The following is a 19,318-nucleotide window of genomic DNA, read 5'->3' as shown; positions in this document are numbered from 1 at the left end:
ACTTATATTTTGTTTCACAAAGTCTTTACAGGACTAATGAAATATTTTCTTGAAATTAACAAATTCGCAATCATATTCATTAGGTAAGCGCGAACAGAAGCGCTATTATACAAAATAAGTTCCCATATTTTTACTAATTTTATTGAATATAACGAGGGTTTGACACTATGGATATAGTTTTAGCAATTTTTCTTTTATTAGTTGGTGCGGCAATAGGTTTTGTTGCTAGTCGTTTTTTATCTGCATCAGTCCAAGACAACCAGAAACTTAGTGAACGCGTTAGTAATAGTGAAGCCGCTTTAGCGCAATATAAACTCGATGTTGCAGAACATTTAGATGATTCAACAATACTTTTGGACAAAATGAATAGCACTTGCCAAACAGCCATGTTGCAAATGGAAAAAAGTACGCAGTTATTAAAACAAGCAACACCTTCAGACGTTGATGGCATGCCTTTTTTCTCAAAAGAAACACAAGAACAACTTGCACAAACCGTATCATTACGTCACAGCCGAGCCGAACGTAAGAGTGAAGAAACAAGCACAGAACCACCACTTGACTACTCAGGTCAAGCGAGTGGACTTTTTGCCGACAAGAAACAAAGTGTTACAAATGTAGGCTAATGTTCTTTGGAACTAACGCACACAGCATAGGTCTTTAGTTAAGTATAAAATTACATTAATCATTTATGTTTATAAGAAGGTTGTCTCTTTTATGAAAAAACTGTCTGTTTTAGCAACAAGTATTCTTCTTTCCGGCTCTATTGCCGTGGCAAGTTTGCCCGTCCAAGCCAATTTACCTTTTTCCGTTAGTGGTCAACAGTTGCCAAGTTTAGCGCCGATGCTAGAGAAGGTTACTCCGGGTGTCGTGCTAATTTCGGTTACTGGTACCCACGAAGATAAATCTAAAGTACCAGATGCTTTAAAGTTTTTCTTTGGTAATCCTCAACAAAACCAAGCAAGAAAACGTGAATTTCGAGGTTTAGGCTCAGGGGTCATTATTGATGCTGCACAAGGCTACATAGTCACTAATAATCATGTCATCAATGAAGCTGATGAAATTCAAATAACGTTAAAAGACGGTCGTCAAATCACCGCCAAGAGAATTGGCTCCGATGCCAGTAGTGATATCGCTTTACTACAAATAGACGCTGAAGATTTAATTGAAGTAAAATTAGCTGACTCAGATGATATACGAGTTGGAGATTTTGCCGTTGCCATTGGTAGCCCTTTTGGTTTGGGGCAAACCGTCACTTCAGGTATTATAAGTGCTTTAGGACGTAGCGGATTAAACGCGCAGAATTACGAAGACTTTATTCAAACTGATGCTGCTATCAACAGCGGTAATTCAGGTGGTGCACTCATTAACTTACACGGTAAACTTGTTGGCATTAATACGGCGATATTAGGCCCTAATGGTGGCAATGTGGGTATTGGCTTTGCCATACCCAGTAATATGGTCGATAACATTGTTAGACAATTGATTGAGTTCGGCGAAGTTCGCCGTGGTGTACTTGGCGTGTTAGGCCGAAGTGTCAATGGTGAAATCGCCAAGGCACTAGAACTCGAGTCGAGCCAAGGTGGCTTTATCGAGCAAGTCGTTGCTGATTCTGCTGCTGCCGATGCCGGCATTGAGTCTGGTGATGTTATTACCAAAGTGAACGGAAAAGTGGTAAAAACGTTTGCCGCCATTCGAGGAAAGATTGGCTCAATTGGCGCAGGCAAGTCTGTTGAATTAACGGTCATCAAAAAAGACGGCTCAGAAAAGACTTATGACGTTACGCTTAAAAAACAAGAAACAGCAAAAGTAGAGGCCGCAAGCATTCACAGAATGTTAGATGGCGCTGAACTTGAAAATAGTACGAATGATCAAGGTATTGATATTAAGTCAGTCGAAGAAGAAAGTCCCGCCGCCGCTATTGGTTTACAAAGAGGTGACGTGATCAGCGGAATAAACCGCACGCGTATAAAGTCTATAGGTGAATTACGCAGTTACTTAAATGATAACAAAGGGGTTTTTGCGCTCAATATTGTCAGGGGTAATAGCACATTATTTTTAATGATCCGCTAACACCGCAAGGGTGATAATGGACTTATCTAAAGGCTCTTTATGAGCCTTTTTTATTTTTCAAACTATAAGATTAAAGCAGACCTATGCTATGCTAGCGATATTAAACACTCATCATAAAAATTAATTTTGAACATAATAAACCTAATAAAATACATTGTTCGTCCAGCCAGTTATGGCGTGATGTTAGCTGTCACTTTACTTCTATTAGTGCCAGAGTTACGCAACAACACTTTGCAAGTACTACAAAACAATCAACCACAACAACAACCATTATCTTATGCAAAAGCAGTAAGTACCGCCAGTCCTGCTGTTGTTAACATCTATTCAGAAGATATAAGCACTAGCCCTGTCTATGGTGCAAAAGCGAGAAGATCTACCCGCTTAGGTTCGGGGGTTATTATGGATTCTAACGGATATATATTAACCAATTTTCACGTCGTACAAAATGCTGATTTAATTAATGTTGATCTGCAAAATGGCCAACGTTTTCCTGCAGAACTTATTGGTTATGATACTTATACTGATTTAGCCGTCCTTAAAGTAGACACAGCGAACCTACCGGTTATTCCACAAAGAGCTGATTTACAATCACTTGCTGGTGATGTGGTTTTAGCGATAGGTAATCCACTAAATTTAGGACAAACAGTGACTCAAGGCGTGATAAGTGCCACAGGTCGTAGCGGTTTAAGTGTCATTAATTATTTAGAATTATTACAGATGGACGCGGCCATTAATGATGGTAATTCCGGCGGCGCGCTTATTAATACTAATGGCGAACTGGTAGGTATTAATTCAAGAAAGTTCATTGATACAGAAAGGAATATTCAGGGAATATTTTTCGCCGTTCCTTATTCACTCGCCCATAAAGTGATGAGAAAAATAATTGCTAATGGTCGGGTAATACGTGGCTACTTAGGCGTAAGTATCAACTCGCTACCAAACAACTTTAAAGGTTTTACTATTGCTGGCGTTGAAAAGAACAGCCCTGCCTTTAGAGCTGGCTTACAACCGGGTGATATCGTTTACCAGATTAATAATGTCGCCATTAGTTCATTTATACAAGCACAAGATATTGTGGCTGAAACTCAACCTGGCACCGTATTACCTTTTAAATTAATACGAAAGAAACAGTTAATAGAAGTATCTGTCACTATTTCTGAAAAGGCAAAAGATTAGCCAGTGATTAAATGATAATGCCAAATGTTTTTTATCTCTTGCGCCAAAAGTTAACAAAAATTTGGCGCTGTTGATAAACAATTTGCCTAGTTCGTTCAGCTCGTTCAGCTCAGCAAGACAGTGATTAAATTATAACGCCATGGGTGTTTTATCACTTGGCTAAAAATTAACTAACATCCGGCGCTGTTGATAAACAATTTGCCTAGTTCGTTCAGCTCAGCTCAGCTCAGCAAGACAGTATTGATTACGGCCATTGTTTTTCGCCTGATAGAGTAAACTGTCCGCTTTTTTCATAACATTAGCGACAACAACAGACTGAGACGACTTAACCACCACAGCACCAACACTGACTGTTAATTGTGGCGACACACTAGAATACTGATGTTTGATTTTTTTATCTTTGATCGCTTGAGCAATATTACTGAGCATAATTTCAGCGCCCGCTTTATCACAATCAGGTAAGATGAGCACAAATTCTTCACCACCATAGCGTGCGATAAAGTCTCGTGGTCTTACACAGATTTCACGAAGCGCCTGTCCGACTTGCCTTAAAGCAACATCGCCAGCGCCATGACCGTAGCCATCATTATATTGTTTAAAGTAATCTATATCGAGAATTGCCACGAGTAAATTGGTATGCTCATATTTATTTGCTGCAACTTCATCTTTTAAAACAAGATCCATCTTACGCCGGTTATTAACCCCTGTTAAGGCGTCAATATGAGCAATTTCATCTAACATTTTACGTTGACGAATTAATTCTAAATGCATCATCACGCGAGCAATAACAATGTTGGGTTTAAAGGGCTTATAGATATAATCACAGCCGCCTAAATTAAAACCACGCTCTTCATCATCATCATTAGCTAAACCTGTGATAAAAATGACCGAAATATTGATTGTCTTAGGGTCATTTTTCAAAGAATCGATGACCTCAAAACCAGAAATATCAGGCATAATCACATCTAATAAGATAAGATCAGGAAGATGTTTTCTAGCAAGTTCTCTGGCTTGTTTACCATTTTTCGCAAAAATAATTTTTGCTTGTTCCTGCAACAACTCTTTTAGCATTTTACGGTTTGCTTTATCGTCATCGACAATTAAAATGATTTGCTCTAAAGTTTTCATTTTCCGCTATCAACTTTTTTCTTTTAAAACAGATAATAATCAAGCCAAACTTGACCCACTAATACTCACTTGCCCTTGAGCCGACTAATAGACAAGTTTATTCCTTAATGCTTCGATACGGTTTAATGCGCTAGCGTATTCGATATCTTCAACTAATTCGACAATATTATCAACAAGTTCAACGAGATCACTTCCTCGGGTATATTCGAGTAACTGCGGTAATAAGTCTTCGACTTCTGCATCTTCTTTTTTAAGTAAGTCGACAATAGAATTTAACAGTACGAGTAGTAACTCTTTGTTAATGGCCTTTTTAGGCTCATCACTTAATAAATCTGTATTGCTATTAGTCAAGGTCGCTAAGGCTGATAATATCTTCTGGTGTTCTGTTATCAGTTGTCTCATGAGTGATAAACAGTTCTCAGGTTGCTCTTTTATTTTTCCTTCTAGCTCTGCTGATAACTCAGCTAAACAGAAGGCACCAATGTAAGCGGCATTAGATTTCAAAGAATGAACCATGCGATATAAACTTTCAACGTCTTTATCTTGGTAAGCTTGCTCTATTTTTTGAGGAATTTTTAGGGTACTTTTATGAAAGTCGATAACGAGTTTTTGATAAATATGCTGTCTGCCACCCATCGCCTGCAAGGCTTTCGCACTGTTTAAGCAACTCAGTTGTGCAATGCGATCCATTAATGTTTTTTCGGGGTTATCCGAAATCAACTCAGTAATATCAATATTTTGCTCTTTAATATCGACAGATTTGTTTACCACGGCATTAATTTTATCACTTAAGTATTTTGCCATTAAACTAAATAACGCGTTAGGGTCAATCGGTTTAGTAAAATATTCATTCATACCGGCTGCCAAACATTTATTGAGCTCATCTGGCATCGCGTGAGCTGTCATGGCAATAATAGGCAGCTTTTTAAATTGGGCTTGTTTTCTAATTTCTTGTGTGGCCGTTACCCCATCCATTTCAGGCATTTGAATGTCCATCAAAACTAAGTCATAACTTTTATTGGCTAATTTCTCTAAAGCGACAAGGCCATTTTCTGCAACATCAACATTCGCTTGGGTATCTTCTAAAAACCCTAAAACAACCTGTTGGTTTAACTCATTATCTTCAACTAATAATATGTCGGTTGTTGAAAAATCCATTAAACTTGCATTTTTTATGCTGTAAAAGTCTTCATCAGGGGAGATTTTCAATACATCCATCATCGCCTCTAATAGCAAGCTGGCATTAACAGGTTTCTCTAAGAAGCCATCAATACCCGATGAATGTGCTAACGGCATGGCATCACTTTTATCAAATGCCGTCACCATTAACACTGCTCGAACGTTATATTGATTTTTATCATCTTGTATCGCTTTAGCAAAAGCAATACCATCCATTTTGGGCATACGCCAATCAGTAATAACCAAGTCATAAGATTTATGATTACTTTTTGCCGTTGCTAACAATGCTAATGCTGTTTCTGCGCTGGCTACGGCGGTAATTTCACAATGAAACTCTTGTAACAACTCAGTAATAACATTCAAGCAAAGCTCATTATCATCCACCACTAAAATATTAAGTCCTTTAATAGCGTCAATATTTATCAGCTCATTGCCCGGTAAATCGCTTTTTTCACAGACAATATTAAAGCTAAATTTACTGCCTTTTCCTAACGTACTCTCAACCCAAATCTCACCACCCATCAAACCACTTAACTCTTTACAAATGGATAAGCCTAAACCTGTGCCACCAAATTTTCGGGTAATTGAACTGTCTGCTTGGGTGAACGACTGAAAGAGGTTATTCATTGTTGATTGTTCGAGACCGATACCTGTATCACTCACACTAAATTCAAGCGTAAGCTGATTACTATCATCAGCCATTAATGACTGTTTAGCCAGACCGACTTCAATAAGGATATGTCCTTGTTCGGTAAACTTAATAGCATTACTCACTAAGTTAACTAAAATTTGCTGCAGGCGAACCGGATCAGACTTGATATGCTTTGGCACATCACTATGTACTTTAACAATAAGCTCTAAATCTTTAGCATGAGCACGCAACGCACAAATATTATTGGTTTTCTTAATTAAGCCACCCATATTCATTGTTACCGACTCTACTGACATTTTACCGGCTTCAATTTTGGAGAAATCTAGAATATCGTTAATTAGCCCTAAAAGCGCTTGAGAAGCGTCTTGGGTTTTGCTAATTAAGTCTTTTTGATGGGGATTTAAATCCGTTTTCAGCGTTAAATAACCTAAACCGATAATAGCATTCATCGGTGTGCGAATTTCATGACTCATTTTAGCCAAAAACTCACCTTTTGCTTGCATCGCATATTCGAGTTCAACGGTACGCTCAGCGACTTTCGTCTCTAAACTGCGGTTAATATCTAGCAAGGTTAAATGCGTTTCAACACGCGATAATAGTTCGTATTTTGAGATAGGTTTAGTTAAATAATCATTACCGCCAGCAGAAAAACTTTCAACTAAGTCAACGACTTGATTTTTAGCCGTTAAAAAGATCACCGGTAACTCATTAACTGAATATTTTTCTCGAAGTTTTCGACAGACTTCATAACCTGAAATTTTTGGCATCATAATATCAAGTAAAATTAAATCAAACGGACGTTCCCCCGCCAACAAGCCTTCACTCGCTTGTTCAATAAGCGCTAAAGCTTGCTCACCACCGTGGGCTTGAAAAAGCTGATAATCCAGTGGCAATAAATAGTTATTTAAGACTTGACGGTTAATCGGATCGTCATCAACGATTAATACTCGAAAATCATTATTCTCCTTATTGGTCGTACTATTTTTCGGTGATAAAATATCAACAGGAAAGTAGTCAATAGTGTCATCTAGGGCCTGTAATCGTGATAACTGTTGCTTAGTTTGCTCATGGTTTACATCCCCCACGGCGATAAGTTCACTTAATTCACTATCACTTATATCGTAAATCGGAAGCGTGAAGCTAAATATGCTGCCTTTATTCTGTGTCGAGCTTACCGTTATAGTACCGCCATGTAACTCAACAAGCTGTTTAGAAACCGCTAAGCCTAAACCTGTGCCACTTGCGGCACGCGTCTCGTTACCCGTAACTTGTTCAAATGATTTAAAAATAGTCGCCAAATTTTCTGTTGCAATCCCAATCCCAGTATCACTGATATCAATACAAACAAATTGCTGTTCATCAGTACGGCTATTGCCCACTAATTGCGCAGAAATAGTCACTGTACCTGATGGGGTAAACTTAATGGCATTGCCAACTAAATTAAAAAGAATTTGCTGCAAACGGTCCTCATCAGCTTTGACCGCAGGGAAATCTTTAGCAATATTATTAATTAGTTCAATGTCTTTTGTTTTTAATGTGGCTCGAGATAAAGTAAAGACCACATCAACCATACTATTAATATCAATTGCAGAGGTCTGTATTTGTAAACCATGATTTTTTAATTTTGAAAAATCTAAGATATCATTCACTAAGTTTGATAACCGTCGACCACTTGCCACCACCATGGATAGGTCATGATTCGCTTTTTCCGGCAACTGCCCAGCAACACCGTCAATTAATGACTCGGCTAAACCAATAATACCGTTTAAAGGAGTACGTAACTCATGGGAAGTATTAGCTAAAAATTCATCTTTTAATTTATCAACACGGGTTAAACGTAAATTAATGGCTTGCTCTTTTAAACGTTGGTAATTCAAACGATATATATAAGAGATTAGCGCGCCAATACCGACAATAAAATAAAAAGTAAACGCCCACCAAGAAAGCCATGGCGCTGGTAATACCGTAACGTTTAATGACTTCCCTTGTTCGTTCCAGTAGCCGTCACCATTACTGGCTTTTACCCGAAAGACATAATCGCCTGCGGGTAAATTGGTGTAAGTGGCTCGGCGATTTTTTGCATCGGTATAAACCCATTTTTCATCAAAGCCTTCAAGTGTGTAAGCATATTTATTACTCATTGGCTCAGAAAAGTGGAGAGCTGAAAATTCAAAAGTGATCAGTTTTTCAAGGTGAGTTAATGTTAGTTGTGTTAATTCATTGATGACGGCATCAAGCATAAATGGCTGTTCAGTTTTATTGCCACTTTCTTCATATGAGCCCACTTTAACCGTTTCGTTATGTACCAAAAAATTGGTTAGGACAATGTTGGGTAATCTGGTGTCGTCTTTAATATCTTGTGGATAAAAATGGTTATAACCATTAACACCACCAAAAAACAACTCACCCGATTTGCTTTTATAATATGAAAGTGTGGCAAACTCCTTTGATTGAAGTCCATCGGTAACATCATAGTTTTTAAAATTTTCTGTTTCTGGATTAAAGTGTGACAAGCCATTAGTCGTACTCAACCATAAGTGACCTTGTTCATCTTCTAAGATGCCATAAATAGTAGAACTGGCAAGACCATGTTTTTCTTTATAATGGGTGAACTTTTCTGTTAATGGGTCAAATTTATTTAAACCATTTGAAGTCCCCAACCATAAAATACCGTCACTCGTTTGATGAATTGCATCAACAAATTGATTACTAAGGCTATTGTCATTTTTGGGGTCGTGCTTAAAGTGCGTAAAAGTATTCGTTTTAGGATCAAACTTATTCAAGCCACTAAACATGGTGCCGAGCCAAAGAAAGCCTTTATCGTCTTTATGTATCGCCCATATATTATTTCCTGACAAAGAATTTATATTGTTAGGATCGTGCATAAAGCGAGTAAACTTTTTAGTGCGCGTATCAAATTTATTGAGACCGCCCCCCCAAGTACCTATCCATAAAGTATGCTCATTCTCTTGAAAAATAGGTAGTATTTTATTATGGCTAATACTGTTTGGATCATCAGGATTATGCATAAAGCGCGTAAAAACTTTTGTTTTAACATCAAAAAGATTTAAACCGCCACCCACGGTACCCACCCAAACACCTTGTTTTTCATCATTGATTAACCAAGTAACCGTATTCGATCCTATGCTATTATTATTGGTCGGATCATGTAAATATTGATGATATTCGCCTGTCGTTTTGTCATATTCATTTAACCCTGATTGATAGGTTGAAATTAATAATTTATCAGTAGAGTGTTCCAAGAAGTGAAAAAAAGCACCACCTTGTAAGTTATTATTTTTTGTAACATCTTGTACTGTATGGTTAAATTGTTCTCTAGATACGTCATATTTATCAATACCATTGATATATGTACCTATCCATAGGTTATTTGCATTATCATTAATAATGGCTCTGATATCATTGTCGATTAAGCTATCAGGATTTTTCTTGTCTGATTGCAGGTGCTCAATATTTTTGCTGATGAGGTTATAGCGATAAAGCCCCTTATTCCTAGTCGTTATCCATAAGTCTTTATTATTCTGTAATAAAAATGAGGTAATATGGCTACTAGCAAGTTCATTAATTAATGTGTTGTGATCACTAAGCAAACCACTTTTCTTGTGGTATAAATACAAACCATTTTCAGTGCCTAACCATAATGTATTATCGTCATATTCGAAAAGGCTGGTGATACTTTGCTCTTTCAACTCTACTTTCACAGCGTTCAGCGTCTTAGTTTTCACATCAAAAAAACTAAGTCCACCTTGAGTACCCAGCCATAAATCATTGTTGCTATCTTCGAGAATAACTTGAATATTGTTACGTAAGGCATTATTTTCTTCACTCTGGTGGGAGAATAGAACAAAACTTTCGCCATTAAATTTATTTAATCCATTTTTGGTGCCTACCCATACGCTGCCAAACTTATCAGCAGTTAATGTTTGAACAATATTGTTACTCAAACTATTATTTTGTTTGTTGTCATGTAGAAACGTAGTAAATAACTCGGTACTTTTATTAAACCTATTTAAACCGTTTACCGTTCCAAACCATAAATTTTCATTGCTGTCTTGGGTAATCGATAAAACATTATTATTAGATAAACTATCAAGTTTATCGCTATTGCTGCGGTACACTTTAAATTGATAACCATCAAAGCGATTAAGACCATCAGTAGTACCAGCCCAAATAAAGCCTTGTTTATCGTGATAAAGAGCTTGCACTGATGCTTGTGATAACCCTTGGTCGCGAGAGAAGTGATCAAAACTATACTTCGAGTTTTCTGCATAGCTGTGTAGCGACGTAGCACATAATATGATGAGGGAAAGTAATTGAATTAAGCAGCGCATTTGTTTCTTCTTTTTATAAATAATGATTCAAGTAAGCTGGTATGTAGCTTAAATATAAAGTTTGACATCAACAAGTTATAATTAAAATTATCACTTGACAAGAAATTCAATTAATTACTATGCTATTGCAGCTTTATTTCAATGTACTGGTATAAAGTAAGGTAAATAATACCTCTAATCTAAGGATAAAAATATGTCTAATAATAAAAGTAACGCAGATCATCTACATGACGCTGGAGTAGTGAACAAAGCAGAGCTAAGTGATGAACATCTAAAAGCCATCGATAGTTTATCAAAAGAAGAAGTTGCACAATTAGAGTCTATTCATAAAAGTGCGAACAAAGGCAATGATAAGCCTGTTGGCGTTATTGTTTAATGGAAAAAAAGAATACGTTAACTCATTATCAACGTTTAAATACAAACCTTTTGTTAATGAAAATGCGAGCAGGGGCTGTAAATAGTACTTTTACTCAACTTGCTTGTTACCCTGATGTTTGTATAGAACAAGCCATCGTAAATTATAAAATATCAACGACATCTACAGAGTTGATGAAAGAAGTTATTCGTTGCGCTAAATTACGACCTGAAGACCCTATATCAAAACCCCTTATTGCTTACATGGAACAACATATTCCTGAAGAGCTTAATCACGACGAGTGGTGCTTACAAGACTTAGAAGTACTTGGGGTGCCCAGAGTGTCTGTTATCAATAAAATACCTTCAACCAATTTAGCCGCCTTAATTGGTTCACAATATTACTGGATCCGCCATGCTGACCCGATTGCCTTTATGGGATACTTGGCCTGTTTAGAGGTGAACCACCCTACCGTAGAATATGTTGAAACATTAATTGAAACTTCAGGTCTACCGGCAGCAGGCTTTAACAGTTTAATGCATCATGCCAAAGTTGATTCACATCATAAGCAAGATATTATCGATACGATAAACGCTTTACCATTAACGCAAGAGCAATATAAATTGATGGAACTAAGTGCTTTTCAGACTTATCGCTATGTCGCTTTAGTGATGGAAGATGTTTGTCGGGTAGCACCCGTTCAACAAAAAACGAGTACTTAATATCAAGGTTCGTTATTATTCTTTGTGGTAAGAAAAGTATTTATCTGATTATTTTTCACATAATTTGGTAACTGTTTTTTATATCCACTCACTCGATGGCAACCGCCTTTGCTGCTTTATCTAAATTCAAATATCCTGAAGGATAATCTTTTACATCGGGTAATTTTGGCGTTTTCCCTTTTAATGCAAGTGCTAAATAACAGTGACTTAATGATAGCAACAATTTATTTTTTATCAGTATTGCTAATGCTTTATTCACGTTGATGTCATCATTAGGGAGTGCTAACTCGGCTAACTTACTGATCAAACGACTTTTTGACACTGGCTCTTCACATAATCTGTAAATACATGCTGTTAAACCTGATAATTGATGGGTAACGTTAGTAGCCACTTTACGGGTGTCAATAACAACAATATTTTCGCCTTGGTCGCTCATATAAAGTAAGGGTACTGAGCTACCACTCCACTGCTGTGACCATAGCGTAACTTGCTCTTGTAGTAACTTATGACCCGCTACATTGTGAACATTACCAACAGTTAAACTAAAAACAGCTTGATCTTTTGTTGATTTCTCATCAAAAAAATAGGCGATATTAGCAAGTTCATTCTCTGTTAAAGGATAAATATACTGATAACTTTGTAATGGTTCAAGCGTTAGGCCGTACTTTTTAGGGTCTTTAAAATAAGGGCTAAAGCGCGGATAGCGTATTTTAATCAATTCATGATAAGGTGGTTGTAAGTGCATAATAAGCGGCAGTATTTCTGCCATTTCATCATACCAATGGTCTTTTTCATTTGGCGCTCCACATAACAAATTCCATGAAACCCTCACACCAAAATTTAAGCTCCATTTAAGTGCAGAAACATTTTGAATACCTGTAGCACCTTTAGCAACGAGCTTTAAAAAATCGTCGTGTAAACTTTCAAAGCCAGGTTGTATCCATTTTACCCCAGCATCAGCTAGTTGAGCGACATGCTCTTTTTTCAGGTTAGACTTTGTTTCATAAAAAATATTATATTTTTGTTCCTTACTTAATGCAGGTAGCACTGTTTTCATGTATTCCATCGGCAAAATATTATCAACAATTTCTAATTTATTAATGTTGTATTTTTGATGAAGCTCCTCAAATTCAGCTAATACTGCTGACGAAGACTTTGAGCGATGCGTCATGCTAACACCGTTTAAGCCACAAAAGGTGCAATGCTTTTTGGCTCCCCACCAGCATCCTCTCGAGGTTTCAGCTAACAACCCCGGATGAATACTTGCCGTTAAATCTAAATGATCTAACGTACTAAAATAGCTGTCGTAAATGGGGATACCTACCTGAGCCATATCTTCAATATAACCACGTGGTGGCTTGGTTGACACCTTGTTTTGTGAGAGCAATAAGTCATTATTTTTTTGGCAAATAAAACCATGCGGTAAGTTATGCGTGCCAATAAATTCATTACGCATCAGCTTATCAATGAACTTACCGATAACGTCGTCACACTCACCTGAAAAAACGTAATCAACCCACGGAAAAGACTCACTGATGGTTTGCCCCATAATACTTTCACAATTTGCCCCTCCCAGCATTGTTACTACATTGCTATTTTTTTCTTTGATCATGCGTAGTAACGCCAAAGAGGCACAATTTTGTTGGAAGGTAGAAGTACAGGCTACGACTTTGGGTGAGTCTGCTAGGATGCGATCAGCTAATTCAGCAATATATTGTTCCGCTTTATTTCTAGTGGATAAAAGTTGCTGTTTTATGATGTCGGTCAAATCAGTGAATAGCCCAAAGAAACCGTCATCATCACGTTTTTTGTCCGGAAAAGCACCACGAGAAAATGTCCATTCGCCAATGAGATGTTCAAAAAAAGAGTTGTCTATTTGATCATAAAGTTCAAGGCCAATTTTGGTCGAGAATTCAACATTGCCATATATTGTTTCTACTTGGTGACCATATTTATTAATATAATTTTCAATAAGCCCCAGTGCTAGAGAAGGCCGAGTAATTGAAGAATACGGCATATTGATCAAGTAGATAGTTGAAAGCATGAAAGAGACAAGTCTTATTAAATTTAATTAAACGATATATTAACAACTAAAATTATTTTTCGCTTCCTTTAATCTCTTTTGTATAAAGAGACAAAGTTTGTACACTTTTATCGACCTAACAAAACAAATATTGTATCTTTAGTCATTGTTATTGTTTATAAAGTTAAAAAAGACATGGAAGCCTTGCATAAAAGAACCATACAACCTGATATCCATGATCATCGTGATCACCAATTTTGTCTGCATCACGGTGACAAATCGCCCCAGTACAGCCATATAACTTGCCCAATTAAATTAAAAGAGCAAATGGCTGAAGATATTCTCCCTATGGTAGATTTACGCAAGAGTCTTACCTCTGAGATAATTAACCAAGGCTTACTTAATTCATGTTCAGCCTGTGCTATTGCAGTAGCGGCTGAACTTTATTTAGTCAAAGATAATCAGCCTTTTATTAATGAGAACATCAGTAATATCGATGCTTCACAAATGTTCATTTACTACAATGAGCGCGTAATAGAAGGTAAAGTTGATTTAAATGCCCCTGTTTTTATTCGTAACGGAATTAAATCTTTGTTTAAAAACGGCATTTGTTCAGAAGTCTCTTGGCCTTATCCTGAAACAACATTACCCAAAAGCATTAAAAATATTATTAGGACAGGCAGCGTTGCAGAAATTACAGCAGCGATAGCAAAAGCACTAAAAGACAATGAAACCGAATTACATGCTGCTATTTCACAAAGCCCCTCGATGCAGGCTCTCACACAAGCAAAAAAACATATAATCAACCGTTATTGCAAATTAACCCTAGATAACGGTTTGCTAGACCTAAAAATGTCTTTGTCGAAAGGCTTTCCTGTTATTTTTGGCATGATGGTACCGAGAAGTTTTTATTTAACACCGGCGAGTGGTATTTTTACTATGCCTTCCCAAAATGAAATTAGGCTCGGTGGTCATGCCTTACTAGCGGTTGGATATAATGATGCCGCGCAGCACTTTATTGTTAGAAATTCATGGGGTGAAGAATTTGGCGACAAAGGCTATTGCTATATACCTTATGATTTTTTTATTGGTAAATATAACACCAATCAAATAAGTCAGCCTGAAGAGACACAAGATAACACCTTTAGCTTTTGGTGCCTGACTCATGACTAATTACTGGGTAACAAGTTATGAGTCATCGGTGTGACCATTTAATGGCATTAATCTTAGGTAGATAAACTTAGGTACATAAACTTAGGTACATAAACTTAGATACATTAGCCTAACCATCAATCAATACCGTTAATATTTGCGGATTATTGTGCAATGTTCGATGCACAGGACAACGGTCAGCTATTTCCATTAATCGTTTTTTTTCATTATCACTTAACGGCCCAAACAACTGAACTTTGCGAAGTAATGATTCTATCTTTTCATCATGCTCTGACGCTTTGTCTGCATCATTTAAATAATTACGCTCGTGGGATAAAGAAACTTCAACGTGCTGAAGCGGAATTTTTTTGTGGTCGGCATACATACGGATGGTCATTGCCGTGCAAGTACCTAGAGCAGCAAGTAAATGTTCATAGGGATCTGGACCTGAATTCTTCCCACCTGACTGAGTCGGTTCATCCGCATACCAGTGATGGCTATCACTAAAAACTTCCTGCTGAAATTTGTGATCAAGCTCAGCAACCAAAACATGTCCCTTTGTAATGTTAACAGTCGAGATTTCAGGCGCGGGAAGATAACGACTCGCCCACCCTGAAATTGTTTGAGCAACATATTCACTATCAATTGATTTGGATAAAAGGTGATCAGCGGTATCTAGGCTAACAAAACTTTTAGGGTGTTTTGCCGCTTTGTAGATTTTCTCTGCATCTGCGATATCTACGGTTAAATCAATCGGAGAGTGTAAGACCAATAAAGCTTTATTCAAGTGTTGTATATGTTCTGTCGTTTGATTACGTAAATCATCCAAAAATTGCTTCTTAATTGTAAATTCACGAGAACCTAAACTCACTTTCGCCGAACCGCTTTGTTCAATTTTATCAAGGTGTGCATCAAAGTTATGTATAACATGGCTTACCTCATATGGGGCACCAATCGTTACTACGGCTTTAACTTTTGGAAGTTGTGAAGCCATAGCTAAAACAGCCGCGCCACCAAGACTATGACCTATTAAAAGTTGAGGAGCTTGATAATTTTTTTCAAGGAAGTGAGCGGCTGACAGTAAATCTTCAGTATTGGATGAAAAATTAGTATTGGCAAAATCACCGTCACTATTTCCTAAGCCAGTGAAGTCAAAACGAAAAACGGCAAAACCATGTTGCACCAAAAATCGACTAATACGTGATGCTGCCGCTATATCTTTACCACAAGTAAAACAGTGGGCAAAAAGTACATAGGCTCGAGTTTTTTGATCAGGCGTTTCTAACAAACCTGCTAGATATTGACCTTGGCTAGGAAATTCTACTTTTTTTCTCATCGGTTCTCTCCGGTGTGTTAATTAACGGCGTTAACTTACGTGCTATACGTAGATGACGTTAAGTAAGCAACAGTGGGTCGATAACCGCTTGCCAGTCGGTTAACCTTGATTGGTGATCTAACGGTACTTTACCAGCATTATTTATAAATAATGTTGGTGTTGCCCATACAGCCTTGGTGGCAGCATAACGAATAGGAGTACGAGCCTGGATGTAAGTATCGTTATTATTCATGCTGTTAATAAATTTTTCGCGGTCTACACTGGCATGCTCTTCAGAAAAATCGGCTATCAATTGAATTAAATCATAGTGAGACTTATGTAAAAACTTATCATTATAAAATTGTGCTTGTCGCTCAAATATAAATGTTGTGAAATCATAAAATTTACTGGCGTCACCCTGTGCTAATGCAAATAGCCCTAAACTCATATCCCAAGCCTGTCGGTGATTGCTTAGGGTGATTAAATGCACTCTAAGACTGACAGGCTTATCTTTATAATGTTCAGACACTGCCAGTAACGTTGGCCAGATAGTGCGAGAATGTGGGCATTGAATATCAATAAAAGCATCAAGAGTAATGAGTGCCGCTGCATCACCAAGAAGGAAGCCGCTCGGGCGATGAGGAATAGGTATAGTCATTACAAATATTTCCCTGTATTACTTATCATTGATGATTATAGCTAAATAAATTACCTATGAGACTGTTGAAACTTTGCCATTGAATAACTGTTTTTCAACAAGTCGGTCTAATGCAAAGCGCCCACCATTAAAGATAACAACCAATGCGAGTAATACTCCCCATAATACATGTTCAGCATAGGCGACTGGCGCAATATCTTCTAAACTTATCACAGCAACAATATTAACAAAAAACAAACCTAAAGCAGAAAATCGACTCGCTAATCCAGCCATTAATAACAAGGGTAAAATAATTTCTGCACCTGTACCTAAATAAGCGGCTAATTCAAACGGTAATACAGGTACTTGATATTCATATTCAAATAACATCAGTGTACTCTCCCAATCTCTGAGCTTCGTTAGTCCAGAGGCAAAAAAGGCCCAAGCAACATAAAAACGCGCAGCTAACAATGCGACGGGTTCTAACATACTAATTTTACTGGCAACATTACGATAAAAAAGGCTGGTTTGTAAGAATAGATTTTGTAAAGTATCCATGGTTATTTCTCTTTAAAATAATAAATTAAGTTACGTTCAATAGCACTAATCAGCCATTGTTCAAATGAAAACTCGTTGTCATGATTTACTGCATTAAGGGCTTGTTCTAATGATTTACCAGCCAGTAAGTCATTGATAAAAAGACCTTCATTTATAGTTAATGTTGTTACTTTTGGCTGATATTCAGGACGGTAAACCATCACAAATTGTTCTAAAGGTTTTACTGATAGTGCTTGCCTTGCATTATTCATTGCCATTTTTCGTTGAAGTTCATCTTCATGATGGTGTGCATAAAAAATATCTTCTAATGGAAATGCTGTTTTCAACACGCGCACATTCTGATTAAATTCAATAAAAATATCCTTAGGTTCACTTTCACCAAGCACTTGCAATGACGTTTGTACCAAGGTCTGATCACGACCATTTAATGCACAATGAATGTGCCAATCTAGAGCAGAACAATCAGAAATATAAGGATAAATCATAGCTATTTTTGTTGTTTCTAAAAAGTGAGAAAAATTTTCTCCCCATAGAGCCCAGTCACCTTGGTCTGGTGGCGATCTCCTTAAAAATTGATAAACTAGGTCTTCGCCAATATCACTATCTAACAATTCAAATACTGTTGGAAAACTAATCGTCAATGCTCGTTGAGCGTTAGCCAGTAGGTTTCGTCGATAAACAGTAATACCTTTAGCGTCAAAACCACATTGTTCTAAAACGGTTGAACCTTCATTCCAAATAACGTCTAGCAATGTTTGCTGGAGACTTTTATTGGGTTCCTTTCTACCTGGTTCATTAATGCTTAGCTCAGTTTCAGGTTGTTCACTCATGTGCTCTTTCTCACTAATACCGCATCGGCAATATCACGCGCTTTTTTAGCTTCAGCAACCAGTACTGACCACTCGGGCAAATCGCTGTCCCATTCAATAAGTGTTGGCAGTGCCCCAAAACGGGTTAGCGCTTTTTTATAGCCTAACCAAACTTCATCAGAAACGGGGCAAGCATGATCATCAATGGTTAACTCTCCCACCAAAGGTATGCTACAACCGGCTAAGTGAATTTGTGCCACACTCGCCACGGGTAATTCATTAATATAATCAGCTATAGATTGCTGAATATCGCCGTTATCAAAATTTACACTATTAACGGCAATATTATTAATATCTAATAATATTTTTGCCCCCGTACGTTGATAGAGCTGTGTTAAAAATTCAGCCTCTGAGAGATGGCTTTCATCAAACTTTATATAAGCAGAAACATTTTCAATGATAAGTTCTCGCCCTAAAAAATCTTGTACTTTTTCAACTTGTTCACACATCGAGGCTAACGTCTGCTGAGTATGGGCAATCGGTAACAGATCACCACTGTGAATAACTTGCCCTTGTTGCTGTCCCCAAGTAAAACAGGCATGTTCAGACATAAGAAATGGGTCAATATTTTCCGTTAATTTTTTCAAACGATCCAAGTAATGCTGCGGAATGTTCTGTGCAGAGCCAAGCCCCATTGACGTTGAATGCAAACTGACTGGGTATTTCTCTCTAACTTGTTTAAGTACAGATAACGCAGCGCCGCCTTGACCAAAAAAGTTCTCCGAATGTACTTCAATAAAATCAACCTGTTTGGGCTGAGTTAGTATGTCGGTAAAATGAGGGTGCCTTAGACCAACGCCTATCATTACATTACTGTTTAATACCGACATACTCATTATTTAAGCGCCTTTCGTTGCTTTATAAAGCTTTTTAGCATCTGCTTTTGATAGTCCGCCAAGTGTTGAGCAAGTACCTTTAGTTACTAGCTTCCATTCACCTTTATCGTTATCAACCTTTGACTGACCGGCACATGAATGGGTACCCGCTAAATTTGCACAATCGTTTTGTGCCGCTTTTGCTACGCCATAACATTTTTCTTTCTTATCTGCTGCTTCTGCTGGTGCAACAATACCTGTCGAAATTACTGCAGCTAGTGCTGCACTTACTAATAATTTATTATTCATCATTTA

General features: G+C 37.4%; 15 protein-coding genes. 6 read left to right on the top strand and 9 right to left on the bottom strand.

The window, feature by feature from the left end:
* Positions 1-167: 167 nt before the first annotated feature.
* From H4J56_RS05340 to H4J56_RS05330, 3 genes are all read left to right on the top strand, one after another.
* Positions 168-623: a YhcB family protein gene (locus H4J56_RS05340; protein ID WP_182213692.1), complete on the top strand. Its 456-nt coding sequence runs from the start codon at positions 168-170 to the stop codon at positions 621-623.
* A 91-nt stretch (positions 624-714) separates the two neighbouring features.
* The gene (locus tag H4J56_RS05335) at positions 715-2,070 is read left to right on the top strand and encodes a Do family serine endopeptidase (protein ID WP_182221764.1); all 1,356 of its coding nucleotides are present in this window, start codon (positions 715-717) and stop codon (positions 2,068-2,070) included.
* A 126-nt stretch (positions 2,071-2,196) separates the two neighbouring features.
* Positions 2,197-3,246: a trypsin-like peptidase domain-containing protein gene (locus tag H4J56_RS05330; RefSeq protein WP_220465261.1), complete on the top strand. Its 1,050-nt coding sequence runs from the start codon at positions 2,197-2,199 to the stop codon at positions 3,244-3,246.
* A 216-nt stretch (positions 3,247-3,462) separates the two neighbouring features.
* Here the strand turns inward: H4J56_RS05330 and H4J56_RS05325 are convergent, their stop codons facing one another.
* Complete coding sequence (locus H4J56_RS05325; RefSeq protein WP_182230198.1) at positions 3,463-4,374, bottom strand: diguanylate cyclase domain-containing protein; 912 nt, start codon at positions 4,372-4,374, stop codon at positions 3,463-3,465.
* An 84-nt stretch (positions 4,375-4,458) separates the two neighbouring features.
* On the bottom strand, positions 4,459-10,557 hold the full coding sequence (locus H4J56_RS05320) for a response regulator (RefSeq protein WP_182258974.1): 6,099 nt from the start codon (positions 10,555-10,557) through the stop codon (positions 4,459-4,461).
* 193 nt (positions 10,558-10,750) lie between these two features.
* On the opposite strand from H4J56_RS05320, the gene H4J56_RS05315 reads away from it, so the two are divergent.
* A complete protein-coding gene (locus H4J56_RS05315) occupies positions 10,751-10,933 on the top strand; it encodes a hypothetical protein (protein ID WP_182213698.1) in 183 nt (60 codons plus the stop codon).
* Positions 10,933-11,634, top strand: a complete 702-nt coding sequence (locus H4J56_RS05310) for an iron-containing redox enzyme family protein (protein WP_182258973.1) — start codon at positions 10,933-10,935, stop codon at positions 11,632-11,634. The genes H4J56_RS05315 and H4J56_RS05310 overlap by 1 nt, the downstream gene beginning before the upstream one ends.
* 88 nt (positions 11,635-11,722) lie before the next feature.
* On the opposite strand, the gene H4J56_RS05305 is transcribed toward H4J56_RS05310, so the two are convergent.
* Complete coding sequence (locus H4J56_RS05305) at positions 11,723-13,678, bottom strand: RiPP maturation radical SAM C-methyltransferase (protein WP_182258972.1); 1,956 nt, start codon at positions 13,676-13,678, stop codon at positions 11,723-11,725.
* Between the two features lie 174 nt (positions 13,679-13,852).
* On the opposite strand from H4J56_RS05305, the gene H4J56_RS05300 reads away from it, so the two are divergent.
* Complete coding sequence (locus tag H4J56_RS05300) at positions 13,853-14,830, top strand: C1 family peptidase (protein WP_182230201.1); 978 nt, start codon at positions 13,853-13,855, stop codon at positions 14,828-14,830.
* A 109-nt stretch (positions 14,831-14,939) separates the two neighbouring features.
* On the opposite strand, the gene H4J56_RS05295 is transcribed toward H4J56_RS05300, so the two are convergent.
* Genes H4J56_RS05295 through H4J56_RS05270 form a run of 6 tightly spaced genes read right to left on the bottom strand, consistent with a single transcriptional unit; the run spans position 14,940 to position 19,312 of the window.
* Positions 14,940-16,145 carry a bifunctional alpha/beta hydrolase/OsmC family protein gene (locus H4J56_RS05295; protein ID WP_182258971.1) on the bottom strand — a complete coding sequence of 402 codons (1,206 nt, stop codon included), beginning with the start codon at positions 16,143-16,145 and terminating at the stop codon, positions 14,940-14,942.
* Positions 16,146-16,203: 58 nt separating this feature from the next.
* Positions 16,204-16,782: a thioredoxin domain-containing protein gene (locus tag H4J56_RS05290; protein ID WP_182213706.1), complete on the bottom strand. Its 579-nt coding sequence runs from the start codon at positions 16,780-16,782 to the stop codon at positions 16,204-16,206.
* 54 nt (positions 16,783-16,836) lie between these two features.
* Complete coding sequence (locus H4J56_RS05285; protein WP_070375773.1) at positions 16,837-17,319, bottom strand: DoxX family protein; 483 nt, start codon at positions 17,317-17,319, stop codon at positions 16,837-16,839.
* Positions 17,320-17,321: 2 nt separating this feature from the next.
* Complete coding sequence (locus tag H4J56_RS05280) at positions 17,322-18,149, bottom strand: putative DNA-binding domain-containing protein (RefSeq protein ID WP_182250960.1); 828 nt, start codon at positions 18,147-18,149, stop codon at positions 17,322-17,324.
* Positions 18,146-19,024 carry a DUF692 family multinuclear iron-containing protein gene (locus H4J56_RS05275; RefSeq protein WP_259368160.1) on the bottom strand — a complete coding sequence of 293 codons (879 nt, stop codon included), beginning with the start codon at positions 19,022-19,024 and terminating at the stop codon, positions 18,146-18,148. The genes H4J56_RS05280 and H4J56_RS05275 overlap by 4 nt, the downstream gene beginning before the upstream one ends.
* 3 nt (positions 19,025-19,027) lie before the next feature.
* Positions 19,028-19,312, bottom strand: a complete 285-nt coding sequence (locus tag H4J56_RS05270) for a DUF2282 domain-containing protein (RefSeq protein WP_070375771.1) — start codon at positions 19,310-19,312, stop codon at positions 19,028-19,030.
* Positions 19,313-19,318: the final 6 nt, after the last annotated feature.

Origin of the sequence: Colwellia sp. BRX8-4 (assembly GCF_014077345.1) — a bacterium.
Taxonomy (GTDB): domain Bacteria; phylum Pseudomonadota; class Gammaproteobacteria; order Enterobacterales; family Alteromonadaceae; genus Colwellia_A.
The sequence above is the reverse complement of the archived record's forward strand: the minus strand, read 5'-3'. Positions and strand labels throughout refer to the sequence as shown.

Bases quoted from the DNA above. Each gene is read 5' to 3' on its own strand.
- H4J56_RS05340 (WP_182213692.1), top strand. From the start codon at position 168: ATGGATATAGTTTTAGCAATTTTTCTTTTATTAGTTGGTGCGGCAATA.
- H4J56_RS05335 (WP_182221764.1), top strand. From the start codon at position 715: ATGAAAAAACTGTCTGTTTTAGCAACAAGTATTCTTCTTTCCGGCTCT.
- H4J56_RS05325 (WP_182230198.1), bottom strand. From the start codon at position 4,374: ATGAAAACTTTAGAGCAAATCATTTTAATTGTCGATGACGATAAAGCA.
- H4J56_RS05320 (WP_182258974.1), bottom strand. From the start codon at position 10,557: ATGCGCTGCTTAATTCAATTACTTTCCCTCATCATATTATGTGCTACG.
- H4J56_RS05315 (WP_182213698.1), top strand. From the start codon at position 10,751: ATGTCTAATAATAAAAGTAACGCAGATCATCTACATGACGCTGGAGTA.
- H4J56_RS05310 (WP_182258973.1), top strand. From the start codon at position 10,933: ATGGAAAAAAAGAATACGTTAACTCATTATCAACGTTTAAATACAAAC.
- H4J56_RS05305 (WP_182258972.1), bottom strand. From the start codon at position 13,678: ATGCTTTCAACTATCTACTTGATCAATATGCCGTATTCTTCAATTACT.
- H4J56_RS05300 (WP_182230201.1), top strand. From the start codon at position 13,853: ATGGAAGCCTTGCATAAAAGAACCATACAACCTGATATCCATGATCAT.
- H4J56_RS05295 (WP_182258971.1), bottom strand. From the start codon at position 16,145: ATGAGAAAAAAAGTAGAATTTCCTAGCCAAGGTCAATATCTAGCAGGT.
- H4J56_RS05290 (WP_182213706.1), bottom strand. From the start codon at position 16,782: ATGACTATACCTATTCCTCATCGCCCGAGCGGCTTCCTTCTTGGTGAT.
- H4J56_RS05285 (WP_070375773.1), bottom strand. From the start codon at position 17,319: ATGGATACTTTACAAAATCTATTCTTACAAACCAGCCTTTTTTATCGT.
- H4J56_RS05280 (WP_182250960.1), bottom strand. From the start codon at position 18,149: ATGAGTGAACAACCTGAAACTGAGCTAAGCATTAATGAACCAGGTAGA.
- H4J56_RS05275 (WP_259368160.1), bottom strand. From the start codon at position 19,024: ATGAGTATGTCGGTATTAAACAGTAATGTAATGATAGGCGTTGGTCTA.
- H4J56_RS05270 (WP_070375771.1), bottom strand. From the start codon at position 19,312: ATGAATAATAAATTATTAGTAAGTGCAGCACTAGCTGCAGTAATTTCG.